Source organism: Alphaproteobacteria bacterium, assembly GCA_040905865.1.
In the GTDB taxonomy this organism is placed as follows: Bacteria; Pseudomonadota; Alphaproteobacteria; order UBA8366.
In genome coordinates, this window is sequence record JBBDQU010000085.1 from 155,516 (window position 1) to 175,911 (window position 20,396).

The window sequence follows — 20,396 nt, forward strand, 5'->3', positions numbered from 1 at the left end:
GGAGGATTACGGGACATGACTGAATCGATCGATTTCGCCGCCATGCTGAGCGATGTCCGACGCGAAATAGCCGAGGCCGCGCGGGAAGCCGCGCGCGATCCCGCTTCGGTCACGCTCGTCGCCGTCGGCAAGGGGCACCCCGCCGAACGGTCGCGCGCCATACTGGCCGCGGGCCATCGCGTGTTCGGCGAAAACCGTGTGCAGGAGGCAGCGGAAAAATGGCCGGAACTGAAAGCGGCATTCCCCGATGCGCGGATCCATCTGATCGGGCCGCTGCAGACCAACAAGGTCCGGCAGGCCGTCGCCCTGTTCGATGCGATCGAAACCGTGGACCGTTCGCGCCTGGCGCAGGCCCTGGCGCGGGAATTCGACCGCAGCGGCCGGCAATTGCCCTGCTATATCCAGGTGAATACCGGCGCCGAACCCCAGAAGTCGGGCATTCTGCCGGAAGACGCCGACAGTTTTATTGCGCAATGCCGGGATGAATTCGGCCTGCCTGTCGAAGGGCTGATGTGCATCCCCCCGCTTGACGAGGAACCGTCGCTGCATTTCGCCCTGCTGCGCGAGATCGCCAAACGTCATGATCTCAAGGGGCTCAGCATGGGCATGTCCGCGGATTACAGGATCGCGATTGCCTTCGGTGCGACCCTGGTGCGAGTCGGAACGGCTATTTTCGGGACCCGGCCGGCGCACTGATACAGACTCTGTCGCCGGGCCCGCATCGGCGCAGGACGTCCAGCAGGTCGTCAATCGCCAGCGCGACGCAACCTTCCGTCGGGGCGTATCCGGGTCTGGCGACATGCATGAAAATGGCGCTGCCCTTTCCGGCGACGGGCGGATCGTCGTTGTGACCCAGAACAACGACCACATCGTACAGCCCGTCATCCCGCCACAGGGATTCCGCGCTGGCGGGATAGGGCAGCGTTACCGGCCGGTTATAGGCCGGATCGTCCGGCGCGTCGCACCACCCGTCCTGCGGGGCGATGGCCGCGAGCGCGAGACCGGTTTCCGGCGGCGGGAGCCGGTCCGCCCGGTACAGGACCCGCCGCAGCGCGTAACAGCCACGCGGCGTGGCGCCGTCGCCTTCGGTCTTTGCGTCGCGGATGCCCGACCGCCCCAGCGCACATCGCAAACGCGCCGCGCCGGCCTGCAGGGTGCCGTCCGCCATTACCTTTAAATCCATGGGGATACTCTACCGCAATCCCGATATTTCGGGGAATGCTGTGCGCGACTGCCTCAACCGGGCGAAACCTCCGCCTGCTTCATCTGCCGGTACCGGTCGAGCGTCTCCAGCATGTTCTGTGGAATCAGGGCCGGCGGCACGATCTGCCTGTCCTGCGTCGCTACCGAGGTTTCCCGATTCTCGAACGGATTGTCCTCTTTTTCATCCGGCTTTTTATCGATCCGGTCCGGCGGCGCCGTTTGCGCCGACAGCGCGGTCAGTTTGTCGGCCAGCCGTGAACTGATATTCGGAACAGGCGCCTGCCGTCCCAGGGGCGTCTGCACCATGCCGCCAAGGCCCGCGATCGGTCCGGCGGCCGGTACGGCGGCGCGGGCTTGCAGAATAGCGCCGACCGGGTCTTCCGTCTGGTTCTGCAACTGCGTGAAGGGCAGCGCCCCCATGCCGCCGAACGGTTTGCGGCTTGCGGCAGGCGTGATTGCAGCGGCCTGCGGTGGCGCGGTTTCCGGCCGCCCGGCGTTGTGTGCGGCGGGTGCGGTTCGGGCCAGCGCCAGCGCCAGCGTTGTATCCGGCGGTAAAGGCGACGCGGGCAGCGCCGGACCCGGATTCGCCGCCGTCAGCGCGCTGACGGTTGCGCCGGCCGGCGTAACCGCGCCGGCGGCAGCGACGGCCACGGACTCATCGGCGGTACCGGAACCGGTCAGCGCCGCAAGAACCGTTTCCCCGATATCCTCGCCGGTCGACGCTTCCACGGCCGCGTTGACGATGGCGATGCCGGCGCCGATGGGGCCGCCGAACAGTGCGCCGCCGGCAATACGGGCGCCGGGCGCAATCTCATCCCCGGTAAGCGCGCGGTAAATCGTCGAGACGATCGGGATATGCTGGAGCGGATTAATGATGTCGAGAAAATCGCCGAAGGTCAGGCCGTCTTCGCCGAAGAAGCTGGAATCTTCCGGATTCGCCTCGGGCAGCGATATGATGCCTTCGATGCCGAGGTCTTCCGGGCGGTGATGATAGGCGATCACATCGGGTACGGCGGACCCGTCCGCGTAGAATTGCTGCGGCCTGCCATTGCTGGCCAGCGGCGGTTTCGCGGCGGGAATGGACGCCGGGCTGGCGCCCGAGATGACGGCATCGACCATGGAAACTCCTCCACCCGGAATCGTGTGCAAGCACGATGCCATGGCGGGAATGCCCGGATACCGGGGTTTTCAGAAGCTTTCGCGCCGCCCGCCGCCGCCCGCTGGCAAATATTGCCCGCTTCGCCGGAGAGTTCTGCCGGTCAGGCGCGAAGGGGCGCCGCCTTTCCATAAGGTCAATCAGAGTCACATGGTTTGCGGATCGCCGGTGCCGGTTCCAGCAATCCACGGTCTGATCTAAAACAGGTGGCCGCTTCGCGCCGCCTTGGTCTGGAGGTAATGCTCGTTATGGCCGTTTGCCGGAAACGTATGGGTCACGCGGTCGATGACCTCGATGCCATGTTCCGCCAGCGCCGACACCTTGGCGGGATTGTTGGTCATCAGCCGGATGCGGCTGAAGCCGAGCCGGTGCAGCATGCCCGCCGCCGGCCCGTAGACCCGTTCATCGGCGCCGAAGCCCAGTTCCTCGTTCGCGTCGATGGTATCGAACCCGCTGTCCTGCAGGCGGTAGGCGCGCAGCTTGTTGGCCAGTCCGATACCGCGGCCTTCCTGCGCCAGGTACAGCAGCAGCCCGCCGCCATCCGCGGCAATGGCATCCACCGCGCCGCGCAGCTGGTCGCCGCAGTCGCAGCGCAGGCTGCCCAGAAGGTCCCCGGTAAAGCATTCCGAATGCAGCCGCGTCAGGACCGGCTCCGCAGGATCCGGATTGCCGATGACGATGGCGACGTGGGTCTTGCCGCCATCGGCCGGCCGGAACGCGATGAACCTGGCGTTTTCGGCGCCTTCCAGGGGAATATCGGCGGCAATTTCGGACAGTGACAGCTCGGCGGCGGCATAGCGGTATCCCTCGACATCCTCGGCGCCGGCGGTCAGGAAATCATGCTGCGCCGCAAAAGCCGCCGCGTCACCGGTAATCGCCGTTGTCAGCGCCGTGGGCAGCAGCCGCGCAAATTTCATCAGATCGACGGCGGATTCCTGCAGGGGCTGCCCGAACGACGAAATCGTGACGACCGGTCGCGTGCTGTTCAGCGTCGCGCCGGCGATTTCGGTCGTGCTGGCGATTGTCAGGCCGCCGGCCGGCATGATGGAAACAGCCCTGGCCTCCATCGGGTCGAGGCCGAGCGCGATTGCGCGCAGGGCGGTCGTCACGCAGGAAACCGCGTTTCCGCTCAGCCCGCGCAACATGGCGGGATCGATGCCGAACTCCGCCGCCGCGACGAGCAGCGCGAGCTTGCCGCCGCGCAGGACGACGGGCCGGCCCCGCCGCAGGTCGCCGATCACGCGGCTGATGGCGTTTACGCCGGGAAGGGAAACGGGTGCGGAAAAGATTGATTCGGTATTACGCGGCATCTGATTTAACGGTTACCTTTGTATTGCTGTTCGGCGGTCCGACCGGCTTCGGGATCGGGCCCGGCAGCCAACCATAATGTGTCCCGCCCAAAGGACAAGCACAGCATTGTGAGGGCGATACCGCCTATAACGGTCGCGGCGTTGCTTGTCACCACGGGAAGCAGGCATATCACCAGCGCGCCGACCTGAATCGCGCAAACGGCGCGCCGGAAGGCGCTATAGGGCAGCGGGCGGGTCAGTCTTGGCCAGATCCAGCCCGCCGCGACGAATATATAGCGCAATGCGCCGACCGCGAGAATCCACAGGCCCGTTTTATCGGAGAGCCCGATCAGAAGGCTTAACACCAGAATCAGCGCTGCGTCGGTTTCCATGTCGAACCGGGCGCCGAAGGTCGTGCACGCGGCGTAGCGGCGCGCCAGATACCCGTCAATTCCGTCCAGCGCCAGGGCGACCCCCGCCAGCGCCGCGATAACCCACCAGTTTACGAGGGTCGGGGTGTCGGTTCCGGCCAGAGCTCCGGCGACGATAACGGTCAGGGCCACGCGGATCCAGGTCACGCGGTTGGCGTGGCCGAACCGCAGCATCTGGCCCGCCCGCGCGGCGCAGAACATCAGCGCGATTGCCGCCAGCCCGTACATCGCCAGTGTCAGTATAAAGGTATCCCAGGTCGGCAGTACGGCGGCGCCCAGCAGAATGACGGGCAGCGCCGTAAGGGCGACCATCAGGCGGGCATCGTTGGCGATGGCGGAAACGCGTAGCCAGCGGTTTCCGGAAGCCGTCAGTCGGTCACGATACATTGTTGCGGTCCACAATAGACGTTCAAGTCCCGTCGTACTTCATATATGGTCGCCTACAGTAAAACGGTAGCGAAACTGTAAAGAGAAATCAGAAACACCGTTTTGGGCACTGGTTTTCCTTGCGATTTGGGGGTCGCGCCGGAGTTGTTGGAAGGATACGAAAATTACCGAAAACGAAGCCTGGGGCGTCATTTTGGCCTTCGTAAGGCGGTCCCGTCGCGCGGTACCCTGCGCCGCCGGCAAGACATGGACCGTAAATCAGACATCTGAGTCGCTGACCGTTTATTCCGGCGCGAACCCCGCAACCGCAAAGGAACTGGCCGCCGTCGACCGGCACGGCACGGTGACGATCGACGGCGGCCTGCCGGAACCCGTTGCCATGCTGTTCCGGCTGTACCTGCCATTGTGCCTGCCGCAGGGCTCCTTCACGGTCGGCCATCTGGGGCAAAGCCTCGACGGGCGCATCGCGGCTGAAAACGGCGCGTCTCATTATGTCACCGGCTCGGCGGATATCCTGCACAACCACCGCATGCGCGCCCTGTTCGACGCGATCATCGTCGGCGCGGGAACAGCGATGCATGACGACCCCCAACTGACGGTGCGGGAATGCGAGGGGGAAAATCCCGTCCGTGTCGTGATCGATACGGAACGGCGCCTGCCGGTGGCGCTGGGCCTTTTCCAGGATGAGGCCACGCCGACATTGCTGCTTTGCGCGCCGGACCGGGTGAATGGAAGCGCACGCCACGGCGCGGCGGAAATCGTTCCCGTCGCCCGGGATTCGGAAAGCCTCTCACCACACGCGATTCGCGCCACGCTGGCCGGGCGCGGGCTGCAACGGCTGTATATCGAAGGCGGCGGCGTGACCGTGTCGCGGTTTCTCAAGGCGGAATGCCTCGACCGGTTGCAGGTGACGGTTTCGCCGCTCATCATCGGATCGGGCCGGCCCGCCATCGTGCTGCCGGAAGTGACCAGCCTGGCGGAGGGGCTGCGGCCCGTGACGCGCCGTTTCGACCTTGGCGAGGATGTCATGTTCGAATGCCGTTTTCATGAATGAGCGCGCCTTCTGGGTCGCGGCTCCGGGCCGGGGCGAAATCCGAACGGCGCCCGGTCGCGACGCCGGACCGGGCGAAGTCGCGGTTCGGGCGCTGGCCAGCGGCATCAGCCGGGGCACGGAGGCGCTGGTGTTTCAGGGCCGGGTGCCGGAAAGTCAGTACAGTGTCATGCGCTGCCCGTTTCAGGCCGGCGATTTTCCGGGGCCGGTGAAATACGGCTATGCGTCGGTCGGGGCGCTGGAACGCGACGGCACGCGCGTATTCTGCCTGCATCCGCATCAGGACCGCTATATCGTGCCGGCGGAAATGGTGGTCCCGGTGCCCGATGACGTGCCGGACGGCCGCGCCGTGCTTGCCGCCAATATGGAAACGGCGGTCAACGCGATGTGGGATGCGGGGCCGCGCATCGGCGACCGAATCGCGGTGGTCGGCGGCGGTGTCGTCGGCTGTTTCGTCGCCGCCCTGTCGGCGCGCCTGCCGGGCGTGTCGGTCGAACTGGTCGATATCAACCCGGCGCGGGCCGGTATCGCGGCGAAACTCGGCGTCGGTTTCGCCGCCCCCGCCACGGCGGCCGGCGACCGCGACATCGTGGTGCACGCCAGCGGCGCGCCGGCCGGGCTGACAACGGCGCTGGGCCTGGCGGGGTTCGAGGCCACGGTGCTGGAAATGAGCTGGTATGGCGACCGGATGGTGCCGGCGCCATTGGGCGAAGCGTTTCATTCGCGTCGGCTGACCCTGCGGTCCAGCCAGGTCGGACATGTCGCGACCAGCCGGCGCGCGCGCCGTACGCATCGCGACCGTATGGCGCTCGGGCTGGAACTGCTGCGCGATCCGGCCTTCGACTGTCTGCTCAGCGAGACCTCGGCTTTCGCGGATCTGCCGCAAACCATGGCGCGGCTCGCGGAAAATCCCGGCGACACGCTCTGCCACGTCGTAACATACCCGTAATATTCAAAAACGACAGGAATTCAATATGTTCAGCATTACCGTCCGCGACAGTGTCATGATCGCCCACTCCCTGAAAGGCGCGGTCTTCGGCCCCGCCCAGCGACTGCACGGGGCAACATTCGTTATTGAGGTGACCCTGCGCCGCGCGAAACTGGATGAAAACGGGATTGTCGCGGATATCGGCCGCGCAACGACGCTGCTCGGCGAAATACTGGAAACGTACGCGTACAGAAATCTGGACGATCTGCCTGAATTCGCGGGCCGGAATTCCACCACCGAGGTCCTGGCGAAGGAAATCCATGACCGCTATGCCGGCGGCATCCGCGCCGGCCGGCTGGATGGCGACGCGCATGAAACAATCGTTTCGCTGGGCGTGGTCCTGCGGGAAAATCCCGATGCCTGGGCCGGATACGACGCACCGCTGCAGGGCTGATATGGATGGCGCATCGCTGATCTTCGTTGTTCCCGGTTCGATCGAGCAACGCACCGGCGGCACCCTGTACGACCGGCGCATCATCGACGGTATGCGGGCAATCGGCCAGCCGGTCACGCTGGTGGAGCTTCCCGGCCGCTTTCCGGTATGCGACCCGGTTGCGAAATCAGCAGCCGACTCCGTTCTCCACGCGGCGCCCGACGGCACACGGATAGTCATCGACGGACTCGCCCTGCCAGGCTTCGCGGAATCCCTGTCGGATCACCGGGACCGGCTGCGGCTGACGGCGCTGATCCATCACCCGCTGGCGGCGGAATCCGGCCTCGACGACGGTACCCGTGACGCCCTTTTCGCGCTGGAACGCGCCATGCTGCGCGACGTCGGCGGCATTATCACGACCAGCCCCGCGACGGCCCGGATGCTGGCCGGTTACGATGTCGCGGCGGACCGGCTCGCCACCGTCCTGCCGGGCACCGACCCGGCCCCGCGGGCAACGGGCTCGAACGGCGGCCCGGTGCGGCTGCTCTGCGTCGCTACCCTGATCGCCCGGAAAGGCCATATACGGTTGATTTCCGCCCTTGCGGACTGCGCCGGACTGGACTGGCGGCTCGATTGCCTCGGCGCGGCGGACCGCGACCCGGCGGTCACGGCGGCCATTCGCACCGAAATCGCGGCACGGAGTTTCGCCGACCGGGTCGTGCTGCATGGCGAAGCGGACGCGGCGGCGTTGGCGGCGGCCTATGACGCGGCGGATATTTTCGTGCTGGCCTCCGCGCTCGAAGGCTACGGCATGGCCTTTGCCGAAGCGCTGGCGCATGGCCTGCCGGTGATCGCCAGTGGCGACGGCGCGGTACGTGACACCGTGCCGCCAATGGCCGGGATTATCGTGCCGGTCGGCGATCACGACGCCCTCGTCGCGGCGCTGACGCGGATGATCGCGGATCCGGCGTTGCGCGCGGAAAAGGCCGCGGGCGCGCGGGCGGCCGGGTCGCGGTTGCCCGACTGGCCGGCGGCGGCGCGGCAGTTCACTCAGGCGCTCGGACTCGTCCCGGCGCATAATACGCCATGACCGAAGGATTCGATGCTGACTGGCTGGCGCTGCGCGAACCCGCGGATATCGCCGCCCGGTCCGCCGCGCTGGCCGATGCGTTCCTCGATGGCCTGCCGCCCCGGCCCCGGATCATGGATCTGGGGGCGGGCACGGGATCGAACGCCCGGTACCTGAATACCCGCGCCGAAAAGCGCGGCATGCGGATCGACTGGGTGCTTGTCGACGGGGACCCAACCCTGCTGGACCGGGCCGCGCTGCCGGTGTTCGACCGCCGGGTGCTCGATTTCGCCGCCGATCCGGCCACGATCGATCTTGCGGGCATCGACGCCGTCAGCGCCTCGGCATTGTTCGATCTGGTATCCGAAGACTGGTTCTCCCGCTTTGTGGCGCTGCTGGGGTCCCGCCCGCTGCTGGCGGCGCTGACGGCGAGCGACGGGCATTGCTGGGCGCCGGCCGATCCGGACGACCCGGCGGTGGAACACCGGTTTGCCGCCGATATGCGACGCGACAAGGGATTCGGACCGGCCATGGGGCTGGCGGCGCCGGCCGCCATGGCGACCCGCGTGGCCAGCGCCGGATTTGCCGTACGTCAGGCCGATACGCCCTGGCGGCTGGGGCCCGATTACCCGGCGCTCGCGGCGGCGATGATCGACGGGATCGCGGCGGCGGTCACCGGTTACGACGGTGCGTCCGGCTGGCGGTCGCGGCGGCATGCGGCGCTGGACAAGGGAATTCTGCGCCTCACCGTCGGTCATCGGGACCTGCTGGCGATGCCGCAATAACGCCGACCGCTCTTGCCTGCCGGGCGATCAACAACAATTTATATGAATTGAACCCGCAGCGGCAAAACGCCACGCCGATACATGCTATAATATACTGGCGCACCCGCTGCTCATGGCGGGGCGGCATGACTATCGGGGGTACCGTGGCCAGCAAGAAAATCCTCATCGTGGATGACGACGCCGTATTGTGTGAATCGCTGTGCGAACAGCTGCAGCTGCATGAGGAGTTCGAGACCGTCGTTTCCGGAACGGCGCGCGACGCGCTGGAAGAGGTCAAAAACCTCTATCTGGACGCGGTGCTGCTCGATGTCGGCCTGCCGGACATGGATGGTCGCGAGGCCTGCCGGCTGATGCGGCGGGCCGGTGTCAAGGTGCCGATCATCATGCTAACGGGCGCGGATACCGATGCGGATACGATCCTCGGGCTCGACGCCGGCGCCAACGACTACATCACCAAGCCCTTCCGGCTCGGCGTGCTGCTCGCCCGTCTGCGCGCCCAGTTGCGCCAGCATGAACAGAGCGAGGACGCGGTTTTTTCAATCGGCCCCTATACGTTCCAGCCCAGCGGCAAGCTGCTGCTGGATGAGGCGTCGCAGAAGAAGGTCCGCCTGACCGAGAAGGAGACCTCGATCCTGAAATACCTGTTCCGTTCCGGCGCGAAGGCGGTCGACCGGGATACGCTGCTGGGAGAGGTCTGGGGCTATAACGCCGGTGTGACCACGCATACGCTGGAAACCCACGTCTACCGCCTGCGCCAGAAGATCGAGGCAGATCCGTCCAATGCGGTTATCCTGGTGACCGAACCCGGCGGCTACCGGCTGGTGCCTTAACCGAAGGCGGGCATCACGTCGCGGGCGAAGCGGCGCAGCGATTCCTGATCGCGCGACGACAGCAGCACATATCCCACGCCCTGCGCCTCCATAAGCTTCAGCCGTTCGACGATGGCGTCCGGCGCGCCCAGCAAGACGCCGTCGACGGCGGCCTTGCGCAGGTCGGAATCCGAAACCATGCTGGATTTCTCCCTGCCGTCCGCCGTCTGGCCGAAGGCATTCATTACCTCCAGCTGTTTGATGCGCTGGCCAATGGCGGCTTCGCGCGCGGCGTCCGTATCCGCGATCATCAGCCCCCGCGCCACGCCGACACCCAGCGGGTCGTAGGTCCGGCCCGCCGCCGCCAGCGCGTCCCGAAAAATCCGCAAGCGTTCGAATATGACCTCCAGCGTCTGGAACTGGTCGAGGAACAGGTTGTAATGCTCGCGCGCCGCATACCGCAGCGATTCCGGCCGCCCGGCGGCGAGCCATAGCGGCGGGTGGGGCCGCTGCACGGGCTCGGGTTCCAGGACGATATCCTCGTAATGCCAGCGCTTGCCGTGGTGGGAAAACCGGCCCTGCGTGGTCCAGGCCTTGCGGATGACGGTCATTGCCTCTTCGAACCGCTCGGTCGATTCCGCGATGGGAATGCAGAACCCGGCGAATTCGTTGTGGCGATAACCCTTGCCGACGCCGAAATCGAAGCGCCCCCGGGACAGCAGGTCCAGCGTCGCCGCCTGTTCGGCCACGAGCACCGGGTTGTGCCAGGGCAGGACAACCACGGCGGTGCCGAGCCGGATGACCGATGTCTTTGCGGCCAGATAGGACAGCAGGTTCAGCGAGGCCGACACCTGCCCCATGCCGCTGAAATGGTGTTCCACCAGAAAACTGCTGTAAAAGCCGAGATCCTCGGCTTCGATAACCGAATCGATATAGGCGTCATAGCCTTCGCGGTAACCGTCCTCAATCCCGGGCGCCGACCGCGCGCCGCCGAATATACCGAATTTCACCGACCTGTCCCCCTGCCCGTCATTCAAAAAACGGCACGCCATGCGCGCCGGCAATCGCCCCCAGCACCGTCACCAGGCTGACCGACAGCAGCAGCCAGTGCAGCCGCGCCAGGGATGCCAGCGTCCCTTCCGGGTCCCGGTCAAGGCGGCGGCGAAACCATTCATGCAGAAACAGCGGCTCCAGGACGAACAGCACCAGCGTAAACAGGATCCAGATGGCGGTCATGGCATGGATCCACCAGTACTGGATCTGCGCATAGCGGGACCAGGCGTCCAGCACGTGCAACATGTAGAAACCCGTCGCCCCGGCCAGCAATACCGCCAGCCGCGCCCAGGGCGCGAAGCGTTGCTCGATATCCTCGAACATCCGGCCCGCCGCATGCGGATCCTTCATGCGGCGCAGCGCCGGCAGGACCGCCAGCGTCTCCATGGCAACGCCGCCGATCCACACCACGACCGCCAGCACATGCAGCGCCCGCGCCAGCACTTCCGAATCCACCGACCCCTCCCAGAATATTCGTCCAACCGCGCCGCGGGATGGACTGTAAACGGAAGGGCCGCAGTCTGGCAAAGGACGTCGTGGCCAGACACCTGGCGACAAACGGTCAGGTTGGCCGGTAAGGTGCTATTTCGGGCGTGGCGTGTGACAACTTTTAGGTGTTACATGTGCTTGGTTAGGCTTGGTACACAATATGGCGAAGCAGGACAGGCAACCTGATCCGCAGCAGAAACCTTTGTAAAGGCGTTGAAGAATCCGGCGGTGTCCTGCAACGCATTCGGCTCGCGATAAATCGTCGGGGGCCGTATACCGGAACCTTCAGAATTCCCGGAATGACCCGCCGCAAAAAATTTTCTTGCCGGGATGGCCGCGCGCATAAGACCAGCGCAATCAAAGCGCCGCCGCTCCGGCCGGGTTCCAATAAGGGGACTGGGAAAATGGTGCCGCGTGGGTGACTTGAACACCCGACCCCCGCATTACGAATGCGATGCTCTACCAGCTGAGCTAACGCGGCATATCGGCGCGCAAAATAGGCCGGGTCGATCAACAACGCAAGCCCGCAGGCGCATGCCGGACCGGAATCGGGGATGCAGCCGTCCTCGGGTAATAAAACGGCGCTTGTGACTACCGTCACTGCGCGATCCGCGAATGCCGGATAAACTTCGGCTCAACAGTTCACACACTGTTGCTCTCTCTCCTCCCTTATCCTGGGGCCGGCAGATTACAAGATGCCGGCCCTTTTTCTGTGTGTAGGCTGTGCCAGGACCGGGCGGCGCGGATGGCGGCACGAACGTGCGGCTGGTTTGCCGCTAATGTTGCCGGGCCGGCAACGTCGCCGGGCTGACAGGGCTGAGTTTTCCCGGCAGTGCGGCAGCGGCCGCTGTTGGCGCATTATCCGGCGGCGCAATCTGCAAGGTGCCTGCGCCCGGCGGCAGAGTCCATTTCAGGCTGTCGAAGCTGCTGCAGTTGTCGCAGCACGGCGCCCATGCACCGGCGACGGCGCCGCATTCCGAACAATACCATGCCTCGCCCGGCGGCGCGGAGACCGCCCGGTCTAGCCAGTGGCGGGTCACTTCCAGATTGCCGGTTTCCCTTTCCTCGAGTTCCGCCATCAGACGGCAGTGGCGCGCGGTCGGACGGTCGCCGGCTGCCGTTTCCAGATGCCGGCGCGCCTCGCCCCACAGATCCGCCGCCAGCGAGACCTCGGCCAGGGCGTAATGGCTTTCGGGACGGTCCGGCCGAATACTGCAGAGCCGCTGGAACCGCTTGACGCGTGCCAGCGGGGGTTCGTCTTCGCCGCCGAGCCCCTTATAGGCCGCGGCGATATCCGGATGCGGTTCCAGCGCCCAGGCGGATTCGGTCAGTTTCACCGCCCGCCGCATCTTTCCAGCCGCCGCCAGGCAACGCATATACACGACCGTCGCGGCAACCAGATCCGGCGCCAGGTCATGCGCCACGCGCGCCTGTTTCAGTGCAGTGGCGGAATCGCCGGCTCTTGCGGCCGCATCGCTCAGCGCGACGGCAAGCACCGCCCGGCGCCGCCGGCCGGCATCCTGTGTGATGACGCCGGCGCGGACTGCCCGTTGCGTGGTATCGTTCGCTTCCGACCATTTCCCGGCGGCGACCTGCAGGCTGAACAGGCGGGTGAGCACCCAGGGGGTATCGGGCCGCAACTGGAACGCCCGCTCCGCGAGCCGCAGCGCCTCGCCCCTGTCGTCCCGCCGCACTGCCTGCATGAGCAGCCCGCGCAGGCCGAGAAACGCCATATCCGGCTTCTTCAACATTTCCTCGAAATACCGCCGGGCGGCGCCCTCGTCGCCTTCCAGCTGCGCCGCCTGCGCCGACAGCAGCATCGTCAATGGCGGCTCCTTCAGCAGTACATCGGCCTTGCGGGCGAATTTCTTTGCTTCATCCGCATCGCCGGCGGCGACGGCGACCATGCCCTGCGTCAGCGCCTGATAGCCGCGCTGGCGACGGCCGGCCCGTCGGTGATCCAGCAACCCGCCAGGAACGTACCGGATGAACCGCCACAGCCGGTACAGCACCGCCGCCACGACGATGACGACCACGAGTCCCAGCACGAAAATTCCGGCCTGTGTCCTGATCTGCAGCCCGGCAATCCGGATATCCACATAACCCGGGTTCCCCGCGAACCAGACCGCCAGCCACACGAAACAACCGATCAGGACGAAGATGAATGCGGCGCGGATCATTGCGGCGCACCCGACTCGGCCATACCCTTGCCCAGCATTTCAACGGCATGAACCCGCAGGGCCGCGACCGCCCTTTCCGCCGCGATATGGCGCTTCGCATCCCGGACCCAGTCGGCGGCCGCACCCGTCGCATCCGCCAGCGCATCGACGGCGGCCTGCAGGTCGCCGCGCGCGACGGCCAGTTCCGCCTGTCGCGCCGGCAGGATATTCCCCGCGCTGTCCTCGATACGCCGTACGGCGATAACCGAGTCGACTTTCTGGAGCATCCGGTCGACCCAGCCGGTGCCGGTCTCCGCCCAAAGCGGCTCGCCGAGCGTCGCCGCAACCGCATCGAACCGCTTGATCAGGGTCGCCGCGGACGGGATGCCCGTCGCGGCATCCGGCGCCAGGACCGCTATCGACGACGCCACAACCGGATCGTCATCCGCCAGCCGTTCGATTGCCGTCAACAACCCGGCAAAGGGCGCGCCGTCGAGTACTGCCCGCTCCAGCGATACGACGGCAAGCGCCAGCCCGGTCGTCCGTCCCGCAACCGCGGCTTCCCGTGCGTCCAATGCCGTCACTTTGCCGGTGAGGGTCGATACCTCCTCGCGCAAAGCGGCGAAATCCGCCTTCAATGCGGCGATATCCGCCTTCATTGATTCAGATGCCGCCAGGGAATCGCCCCGTACTTCCGCGATGCTGCGTTCCGATTCACCGATACGCGCCGCCAGCTGCTCCGTCTTCGCGATGCCTTGCGCCAGGTCCTGCGACAGTCGATCCAGCTGCGCCGAAAGTTCAGGCGCCGGCCCGCTGTCGGTCGGTAACGCGTTAAGCGCTGCCTCCAGTGAATCGAGCCGCGCCGTGACGGGGCCGAGCGAGGGACCGGGCGGTTCGGCCTCCAGCGCGTCCAGCCGTGTGAAAACATCCTCCGGAACCGCCTGCGACGACGGTCCGTAAACCAGCGGCGCCCATTTCGGCTGCGTTGCCAGCGCGATGCCCGCGCCGGCGGCGACTATCAGGGCCAGCCAGGCGATAGCCTGGCCGCCGCGCTTCTGCGGTGCGGCGGGCTCCGGCGGTGAATCGGCGGCCACGGATTGTTCGCCCGGTTCTGCAGCAGCGGCTTGCGACACCGCTTCCGTTTCCGTCGGCGCCGCGGCACCGGTCGACTCCGGCAGGTTGTCCAGGTCGATCCCGGCCGCCGCCGCCGCGTCGCGGACTTCCTGCCGCCGCGGCGGCGGGACGCTGCCCCGGCTCTTCCAGCCCTGGATCGTCGTCGCGGCGACGCCGAGCGTTGACGCCATGGGGCGCACGCCGCCAAAGGCATCTATGATGGACGCCGCATCGGGAAACGGGTCGTCCTGGTCAAACGTATCGCTGTTGTCGGTCATTGCCTGTGGAGTCTTTCGTCGAGTGTGTCCAGAAGGGCGTCTTGTACCGGACGGGGCGCAATCATGACCCGCCGCCACATGATCGGATCGGCCGCTTCAGCAACAGCCTTGCTCAAACAGAGTATCTCTAGCCTTTCACAGGCCTTTTCAAGTCCGGCGCGCCTGGCCAGGGACACGAAGGTTGCCGCCGACCGGGGCGAATACAACAATGCCAGATCGATCAGGTGCTGCGAAAGCGCCAGCGCGACCTCCGGACTGAACGCGGTAGCCGCCTGCGCATGGTAAAGGACCGCCCGCCGAACTGCAAAACCCGCCGCTCCCAGCCGGCCAGCCAGATCGCCCGCCACATCCGATCCCGCGGGATGCAGCAACGCGCCTGAATCCGGTGTGCACCTGTCGCGCACCAGCCGCACCAGGCTGTCGACATCGCCGCCGGCGCTTTCAACCGTGCTGAATCCGGCTTCCCGGGCGGCCGCCGATGTCCTGTCGCCAACCGCGAAGACCGGCAGGTCGCGGCGCGGCGCCACCTTCGCGAAGGCGCGGACCCCGTTTGCCGAAGTAAAGAGAACGGCCTGAACGCCCGCGAGATCGGGTTCAGGCCCGCGATTCAGAACGATCGACAGCATCGGACAGATAAAGACCTCAATGCCGCGGCCTTCCAGTGCGCCGACAAGGGCGGCCGAATCTTCCAGCGGTCTGGTTACGAGCGCGCGAATAGCGTCCTCCCGGCTGAAAACAGTCAACATCAGCCAAAAAAATCGGGCCCCATATGATCGCGCAACGACCGTCCCGCGTCGACCCCCATTGCCTCCGCCGTCGCCGCCGGACCGTCGCGGGTGACCTCGTGCACGGTGGTCCCGTCAGGGCTGGCGACAAGGCCGCGAAGCCGGAGCGTATCCGGCCCGGTGAATTCCGCCAGCGCCGCGATGGGCGTGCGGCAGGATCCATCCAGCTCGGCCAGCATCGCCCGTTCCGCCAGGACCCGGCGCGCCGTCTCCCCGTCGTTCAGCGGCAACAGATACGCCTGGACGACGGAATCGTTGATCCGGACTTCGATGCCGACAGCCCCCTGCGCGACCGCCGGCAGCATTTCCGCCGGATCCATCAGATGGGTCGCGACATCGGCCATACCCAGCCGCCGCAGCCCGGCATAGGCCAGGAAGGTCGCATCCACGTCACCGGAATGCAGTTTGTCCAGCCGGGTCTGGACATTGCCCCGCAGCGGCACGACGTCCAGGTCGGGCCGCAGGTACTTAACCTGCGCCTTGCGGCGCAGAGAGGAGGTTCCGACAATCGCGCCGGCGGGCAGTTCGGCCAGCGTCGGCGCCCGCAATGAAATGAAGGCGTCGCGCGGGTCTTCGCGCGGCAGGATCGTGGAGATGCCGAGCCCGTCCGGCAGCCGCGTTTCGACGTCCTTCATCGAATGCACCGCGAGGTCGATATCGCCGCTGAACAGCGCCTCCTCGATTTCCTTGGTAAAAAGGCCCTTGCCGCCGATTTCCGCCAGGGGACGGTCCTGAACCTGGTCTCCCGTCGTCCGAATGACGACGATATCGACCTGAAGTCCCTTGTGCGCCGCCAGCAGGCGATCCCGCACGTCATTTGCCTGCACCAGCGCCAGCGGCGACCCGCGCGTCCCGATTTTCAGTATCTGCGTCATGCGCCTTCTGTACCCGCTTCGCGGCCGGCCTCAAAGCGCTTTTCGGCGCCACGGGCGCAAGCCGGCAAGGGACATGCCGCACGGGGCATGTTACAAACCGCCCGTCACCGATCACCGAACAGATAGCGGGCCTTTCCGGCATGGCGCTGACGATTGCTGCCATCACCATTATCTTCATCCTTTGCCTGCTGGTCGCCGTCAAAGCGGCGAAAAACCCGCCTGTCTTCACGGACGAGCAATTGCTGAACCAGCACCGGCGGTTTCTGGGCGACCTCGAGGCCTCGCGCAAATATATCGGCGCCGGCTATCTCAATGCCAGGGAGAAGGGCTCCGCCGCGGAACGGGAACTGGTCCTGCGGGGTTACGATGTCGGCAGGCTTCTGGCCGAGCGGTTTGCGGCGGAACGGGACGGCAGGCCCATGGACTGGCAGGCCTGCCGCACGGTAAAAGGGCCCCCATCATGATCGTTCTCGGTATTGAATCATCCTGCGACGAAACCGCCGCCTCCGTGGTCAGCGAAGACCGCCGCATTCTGTCCAGCGTCGTGTTTTCGCAGATCGACGAACACCGGCCCTATGGCGGCGTCGTTCCGGAAATTGCCGCGCGCAGCCACCTCGATCATATCGATGGCATCGTGCAACGGGCGATGGACCAGGCAGGCGTCGGGTTTTCCGACCTCGATGGTATCGCCGCGACAGGCGGGCCGGGGCTGATCGGCGGCGTGCTGGTCGGTATGATGACGGCGAAATCCATCGCGCTCGTCCACGGCCTGCCGCTGGTGGCGGTCAATCACCTGGAAGGCCATGCGTTGACGGCGCGGCTGACCGACGGGTTGCCGTTTCCCTACCTGCTGCTGCTGGTGTCCGGCGGCCATTGCGAACTGCTGTCGGTCAACGGCCCCGGACAATACACGCGATATGGCGGAACGCTCGACGACGCCGTCGGCGAAGCTTTCGACAAGACCGCCAAACTGCTCGGCCTGCCCTATCCCGGCGGGCCGGCGGTGGAACGGGCCGCCCGGCGCGGAAACGCCGCCCGGTTCGCCTTTCCCCGGCCGATGCGCGGCCGCGACGACTGCGATTTTTCCTTCTCGGGCCTCAAGACCGCGGTCGTCCGCACGATCCGGAGCCTGCCGGACGCAACAGTGTCCGACACGGACGCCGCGGATGCCGCCGCCTCGTTTCAGGCCGCCGTTGCGGATGTCCTGGTCGACCGGGCGCATCGCGCGATCGACCGGTTCCGGGCCGAACATGGGACGGGCGGTGCGCTGGTCGTCGCCGGCGGCGTCGCGGCGAACGCGGCGCTGCGCGAAAGCCTGGCGGCCCTGGCCGGTGAGACCGGGTTCCGCTTCGTCGCGCCGCCCCCAGCGCTCTGCACGGATAACGCCGCCATGATCGCCTGGGCCGGGATCGAACGGTTGCGGCTGGGGCTGACCGACGACCTGAATTTTGCGCCGCGCCCGCGATGGCCACTGGACGAACCGCGTCGGAACGCGGCGTCATGAGCCGAATCGCCGTCATCGGGGCCGGCGCCTGGGGAACGGCGCTGGCCTGCGTCGCCCGGCGGGCAGAAAATGAAACGATCCTGTGGGCGCGCGATCCGGCCGTGGCGGCGGCGATCAACGCCAGCGCGGAAAACCCGAACTACCTGCCCGATATCCCGCTGGTCAGCGGGATAAGCGCCACGGAAGATCTCTCCGCCGCGATGGCCGGGGCCACGGCCGTGCTGCTGGTTGTGCCGGCGCAGTTCCTGCGCAGCGTCGCACGCGAAATGACGCCCAACCTGCGCGCCGGCACGCTGGTGGCGATCTGCGCCAAGGGCGTCGAACAGGGTACGCTGGCCCTGATGAGCGAAGTTCTGGCGGACGTGCTGCCGCAGGCCGAACAGGTCGTTCTGTCGGGCCCGACCTTTGCGCAGGAAGTTGCGCGCGGTCTGCCGACGGCGGTGACGCTTGCCGCCGCGACCACGGATATCGCCGCGCGGATGAGCGACCTGATCGGCACGGCGCGGTTCCGCCCCTATCTGTCGAATGACCCCGTCGGGGCGGAAATCGGCGGCGCGGTCAAGAACGTGATGGCGATCGGTTGCGGCATCATTTCCGGATTACGGCTGGGCGATAACGGCCGCGCCGCGCTGATCACACGGGGCCTTACGGAAATCACGCGCCTTGCCGTCGCCAAGGGCGGCCGGGCGGAAACCCTGATGGGCCTGTCGGGACTGGGCGACCTGACGCTGACCTGCAACGCCATGCAGTCGCGCAATTTTTCGCTGGGCGTCGCTCTCGGCGAAGGGCGGGCGCTGCGCGACATCCTGTCCGAACGGCGCGCCGTGACCGAGGGCGTGTTTTCCGCCGGCGCTGTCGTCGCCCTGGCGGCGCGGCTCGGCGTGGAAATGCCGATCTGCCAGGCTGTCGACCAGGTTGTGAATCACGGCGCGGAAATCGACAGGACGATCCAGGCATTGCTGTCGCGGCCCTTCACACGCGAAACCGGCGCCGCCGATTGACCTTACCCTCGCGGATTGCTTAGATCAGATCATTGGCTGGAATCGCCTTTGGCGATCCACAACAACCATGTGAATCTGATCTGTCTTATTGAAGATATAGCGCCTTCACAGGTTTAAAGGGAACCTGTTCCGGTTCCCTTTAAACCTGATGTGCTATAAGTCCGCGGGAACCAACAGGGGAGATCCGAACCATGTTTTACGCTGTCTATTGTGTCGACAAGCCCAATTCCAAGGAACTGCGGCTGAAACTGCGGCCGGCCCACCAGGATTACCTGAAGACGCAATCCGGTATCATCGTCGTCGCCGGGGCGACCCAGACCGATGACGGGGAAACCGCCACCGGCAGCATGTTCATCGTCAATGTCGACGGGCGCGAACAGGCGGAAGCCTTCGCCGCGGGCGATCCGTTCAACAGCGGCGGGCTGTTCGAAAGCGTCGTGGTAACCCGCATGCGCAAGGGGCACTGGCATCCGGAAAACGCCGACGGCGCATAAAGCGGCGCAAGGATTATCGGTCCGATGTGGTATATGATCCACAATATCAACGCGCCCGACGCATTGGCGCGCCGCCCGGCATTCGAGCAGGCCCATTGGGATTACCTGCGCGCGGCGCAGGACCGCATGATCACGGCCGGTCCCTATTTCAGCAGCGACGGCAGAACGCGGATCGGGTCGATCTTCATCGTCGACTTTCCCGACGCCGTCGCGGCGGCGGCCTGGATCGCCGAAGAACCCTTCACGAAACAAGGGCTCTACGCCCGCCACACGATCCATGTCTACGAACATCGCTGGCCCAAGGACAACGAACCCTGATCGGAGATTTCCAATGGCTTACTGGCTGATCAAATCGGAGCCCGGCGCCTGGTCCTGGGAAGATCACCTCAGGAAGGGTGTAGAGCCCTGGCACGGCGTGCGAAACTACCAGGCCGCCAACAACATGAAGGCGATGAAAATCGGCGACCGCGCCTTCTTTTACCATTCCGTCAAGGAAAAGCGGATCGTCGGCATCGTCGAGGTGTGCAAGCTGTATTATCCCGATCACACCGACGAGACGGGCCGTTTCGGCATGGTCGACTTCAAGGCGGTCAGATCCGTCGAAAAGCCGGTCACGCTGGCCGATATCAAGGCGACGCCGGAACTGCAGGACATGGCGCTGGTCAGGCAGTCCCGTCTGTCCGTCTGCCCGGTAACGCCCAGGGAGTGGAAGACGATCCTGAAAATGTCCGGCACGAAACTCTAGATCGTGACAGGCGACCCGATCTGCCGGCTGGAGGATATTCCGGATGGCGAAGGCAGGGGCCTGATCGTCCAGACAAAGGCCGGCGAACGGGAAATCATGGTCATCCGCAAGGGCGGCCGGGTCTTTGGCTACCTCAATTCCTGTCCGCATGCCTGGGTGCAGCTCGACGGGTCGCCGGATCGTTTCATGAACCGCGACAGGAGCCACATCATGTGCGCGATGCACGGTGCGATGTTCGACATTGAAACCGGCCACTGCGTCGCCGGGCCGTGCCTCGGTGACCGCCTGATGCCGTTTCCGGTCGATGTGGTCGGCGGGAACGTGGTCGCGGTTCGGGACCAGGGACCGCAATAGGTCCA

General features: G+C 65.9%; 24 protein-coding genes and 1 tRNA gene. 14 read left to right on the plus strand and 11 right to left on the minus strand.

All coding sequences use genetic code 11. The features are described 5' to 3' along the window. The first annotated feature begins 15 nt into the window (after window positions 1-15). A complete protein-coding gene (locus WD767_20755) occupies window positions 16-696 on the plus strand; it encodes a YggS family pyridoxal phosphate-dependent enzyme (protein MEX2618523.1) in 681 nt (226 codons plus the stop codon). On the opposite strand, the gene WD767_20760 is transcribed toward WD767_20755, so the two are convergent. From WD767_20760 to WD767_20775, 4 genes are all read right to left on the minus strand, one after another. Further along, complete coding sequence (locus WD767_20760; GenBank protein ID MEX2618524.1) at window positions 668-1,183, minus strand: L,D-transpeptidase family protein; 516 nt, start codon at window positions 1,181-1,183, stop codon at window positions 668-670. The genes WD767_20755 and WD767_20760 overlap by 29 nt on opposite strands. A gap of 53 nt (window positions 1,184-1,236) precedes the next feature. After that, window positions 1,237-2,322, minus strand: a complete 1,086-nt coding sequence (locus WD767_20765) for a hypothetical protein (GenBank protein MEX2618525.1) — start codon at window positions 2,320-2,322, stop codon at window positions 1,237-1,239. A 234-nt stretch (window positions 2,323-2,556) separates the two neighbouring features. Then, a complete protein-coding gene (gene ribA, locus WD767_20770) occupies window positions 2,557-3,669 on the minus strand; it encodes a GTP cyclohydrolase II (GenBank protein MEX2618526.1) in 1,113 nt (370 codons plus the stop codon). A 5-nt stretch (window positions 3,670-3,674) separates the two neighbouring features. Beyond that, window positions 3,675-4,466, minus strand: coding sequence for a CDP-alcohol phosphatidyltransferase family protein (locus WD767_20775; GenBank protein MEX2618527.1), 792 nt, complete (start codon window positions 4,464-4,466; stop codon window positions 3,675-3,677). 193 nt (window positions 4,467-4,659) lie between these two features. Between WD767_20775 and WD767_20780 the strand changes: the two genes are divergently transcribed. The 6 genes from WD767_20780 to WD767_20805 all read left to right on the plus strand — a co-directional run bounded on the left by WD767_20780 (window position 4,660) and on the right by WD767_20805 (window position 9,562). Continuing rightward, window positions 4,660-5,520: a RibD family protein gene (locus tag WD767_20780; GenBank protein ID MEX2618528.1), complete on the plus strand. Its 861-nt coding sequence runs from the start codon at window positions 4,660-4,662 to the stop codon at window positions 5,518-5,520. Beyond that, window positions 5,513-6,466 (plus strand): zinc-binding alcohol dehydrogenase, encoded by a 954-nt coding sequence (locus WD767_20785; protein MEX2618529.1) that lies wholly within the window; start codon window positions 5,513-5,515, stop codon window positions 6,464-6,466. The genes WD767_20780 and WD767_20785 overlap by 8 nt, the downstream gene beginning before the upstream one ends. 25 nt (window positions 6,467-6,491) lie before the next feature. Then, entirely contained in the window at window positions 6,492-6,899 is a 408-nt protein-coding gene (locus WD767_20790) for a 6-carboxytetrahydropterin synthase (protein ID MEX2618530.1), read from the plus strand. Next, window positions 6,862-7,968, plus strand: a complete 1,107-nt coding sequence (locus tag WD767_20795) for a glycosyltransferase family 4 protein (GenBank protein ID MEX2618531.1) — start codon at window positions 6,862-6,864, stop codon at window positions 7,966-7,968. Before WD767_20790 ends, WD767_20795 begins: the two co-directional genes overlap by 38 nt. Beyond that, window positions 7,965-8,732, plus strand: coding sequence for a class I SAM-dependent methyltransferase (locus WD767_20800; protein MEX2618532.1), 768 nt, complete (start codon window positions 7,965-7,967; stop codon window positions 8,730-8,732). The genes WD767_20795 and WD767_20800 overlap by 4 nt, the downstream gene beginning before the upstream one ends. Window positions 8,733-8,857: 125 nt before the next feature. Beyond that, the gene (locus tag WD767_20805) at window positions 8,858-9,562 is read left to right on the plus strand and encodes a response regulator transcription factor (protein MEX2618533.1); all 705 of its coding nucleotides are present in this window, start codon (window positions 8,858-8,860) and stop codon (window positions 9,560-9,562) included. Here WD767_20805 and WD767_20810 read toward each other — a convergent pair. From WD767_20810 to hemC, 7 genes are all read right to left on the minus strand, one after another. Continuing rightward, a complete protein-coding gene (locus tag WD767_20810) occupies window positions 9,559-10,551 on the minus strand; it encodes an LLM class flavin-dependent oxidoreductase (protein MEX2618534.1) in 993 nt (330 codons plus the stop codon). The two genes, WD767_20805 and WD767_20810, sit on opposite strands and share 4 nt — an antisense overlap. A gap of 19 nt (window positions 10,552-10,570) precedes the next feature. Further along, on the minus strand, window positions 10,571-11,050 hold the full coding sequence (locus tag WD767_20815; GenBank protein MEX2618535.1) for a hypothetical protein: 480 nt from the start codon (window positions 11,048-11,050) through the stop codon (window positions 10,571-10,573). A 438-nt stretch (window positions 11,051-11,488) separates the two neighbouring features. Next, window positions 11,489-11,564 (minus strand) — tRNA-Thr (locus tag WD767_20820). A gap of 295 nt (window positions 11,565-11,859) precedes the next feature. Then, window positions 11,860-13,263: a heme biosynthesis HemY N-terminal domain-containing protein gene (locus WD767_20825; protein MEX2618536.1), complete on the minus strand. Its 1,404-nt coding sequence runs from the start codon at window positions 13,261-13,263 to the stop codon at window positions 11,860-11,862. Next, on the minus strand, window positions 13,260-14,633 hold the full coding sequence (locus tag WD767_20830) for a mitofilin family membrane protein (GenBank protein MEX2618537.1): 1,374 nt from the start codon (window positions 14,631-14,633) through the stop codon (window positions 13,260-13,262). The genes WD767_20825 and WD767_20830 overlap by 4 nt, the downstream gene beginning before the upstream one ends. Continuing rightward, complete coding sequence (locus WD767_20835) at window positions 14,630-15,379, minus strand: uroporphyrinogen-III synthase (GenBank protein ID MEX2618538.1); 750 nt, start codon at window positions 15,377-15,379, stop codon at window positions 14,630-14,632. The genes WD767_20830 and WD767_20835 overlap by 4 nt, the downstream gene beginning before the upstream one ends. Continuing rightward, entirely contained in the window at window positions 15,379-16,293 is a 915-nt protein-coding gene (gene hemC, locus WD767_20840; protein MEX2618539.1) for a hydroxymethylbilane synthase, read from the minus strand. The genes WD767_20835 and hemC overlap by 1 nt, the downstream gene beginning before the upstream one ends. A 140-nt stretch (window positions 16,294-16,433) precedes the next feature. Between hemC and WD767_20845 the strand changes: the two genes are divergently transcribed. From WD767_20845 to WD767_20875, 7 genes are all read left to right on the plus strand, one after another. Then, window positions 16,434-16,757 (plus strand): hypothetical protein, encoded by a 324-nt coding sequence (locus WD767_20845; GenBank protein MEX2618540.1) that lies wholly within the window; start codon window positions 16,434-16,436, stop codon window positions 16,755-16,757. Continuing rightward, window positions 16,754-17,797, plus strand: a complete 1,044-nt coding sequence (gene tsaD / locus WD767_20850; protein MEX2618541.1) for a tRNA (adenosine(37)-N6)-threonylcarbamoyltransferase complex transferase subunit TsaD — start codon at window positions 16,754-16,756, stop codon at window positions 17,795-17,797. Before WD767_20845 ends, tsaD begins: the two co-directional genes overlap by 4 nt. Beyond that, window positions 17,794-18,798 carry an NAD(P)H-dependent glycerol-3-phosphate dehydrogenase gene (locus WD767_20855; protein ID MEX2618542.1) on the plus strand — a complete coding sequence of 335 codons (1,005 nt, stop codon included), beginning with the start codon at window positions 17,794-17,796 and terminating at the stop codon, window positions 18,796-18,798. Before tsaD ends, WD767_20855 begins: the two co-directional genes overlap by 4 nt. 191 nt (window positions 18,799-18,989) lie before the next feature. Beyond that, window positions 18,990-19,292 (plus strand): YciI family protein, encoded by a 303-nt coding sequence (locus tag WD767_20860; protein ID MEX2618543.1) that lies wholly within the window; start codon window positions 18,990-18,992, stop codon window positions 19,290-19,292. 24 nt (window positions 19,293-19,316) lie between these two features. Further along, window positions 19,317-19,610 (plus strand): YciI family protein, encoded by a 294-nt coding sequence (locus tag WD767_20865; GenBank protein ID MEX2618544.1) that lies wholly within the window; start codon window positions 19,317-19,319, stop codon window positions 19,608-19,610. Between the two features lie 13 nt (window positions 19,611-19,623). After that, window positions 19,624-20,037 (plus strand): EVE domain-containing protein, encoded by a 414-nt coding sequence (locus tag WD767_20870; GenBank protein MEX2618545.1) that lies wholly within the window; start codon window positions 19,624-19,626, stop codon window positions 20,035-20,037. Window positions 20,038-20,040: 3 nt separating this feature from the next. Next, window positions 20,041-20,391 carry a Rieske (2Fe-2S) protein gene (locus WD767_20875; protein MEX2618546.1) on the plus strand — a complete coding sequence of 117 codons (351 nt, stop codon included), beginning with the start codon at window positions 20,041-20,043 and terminating at the stop codon, window positions 20,389-20,391. The last annotated feature ends 5 nt before the right edge of the window (window positions 20,392-20,396 follow it).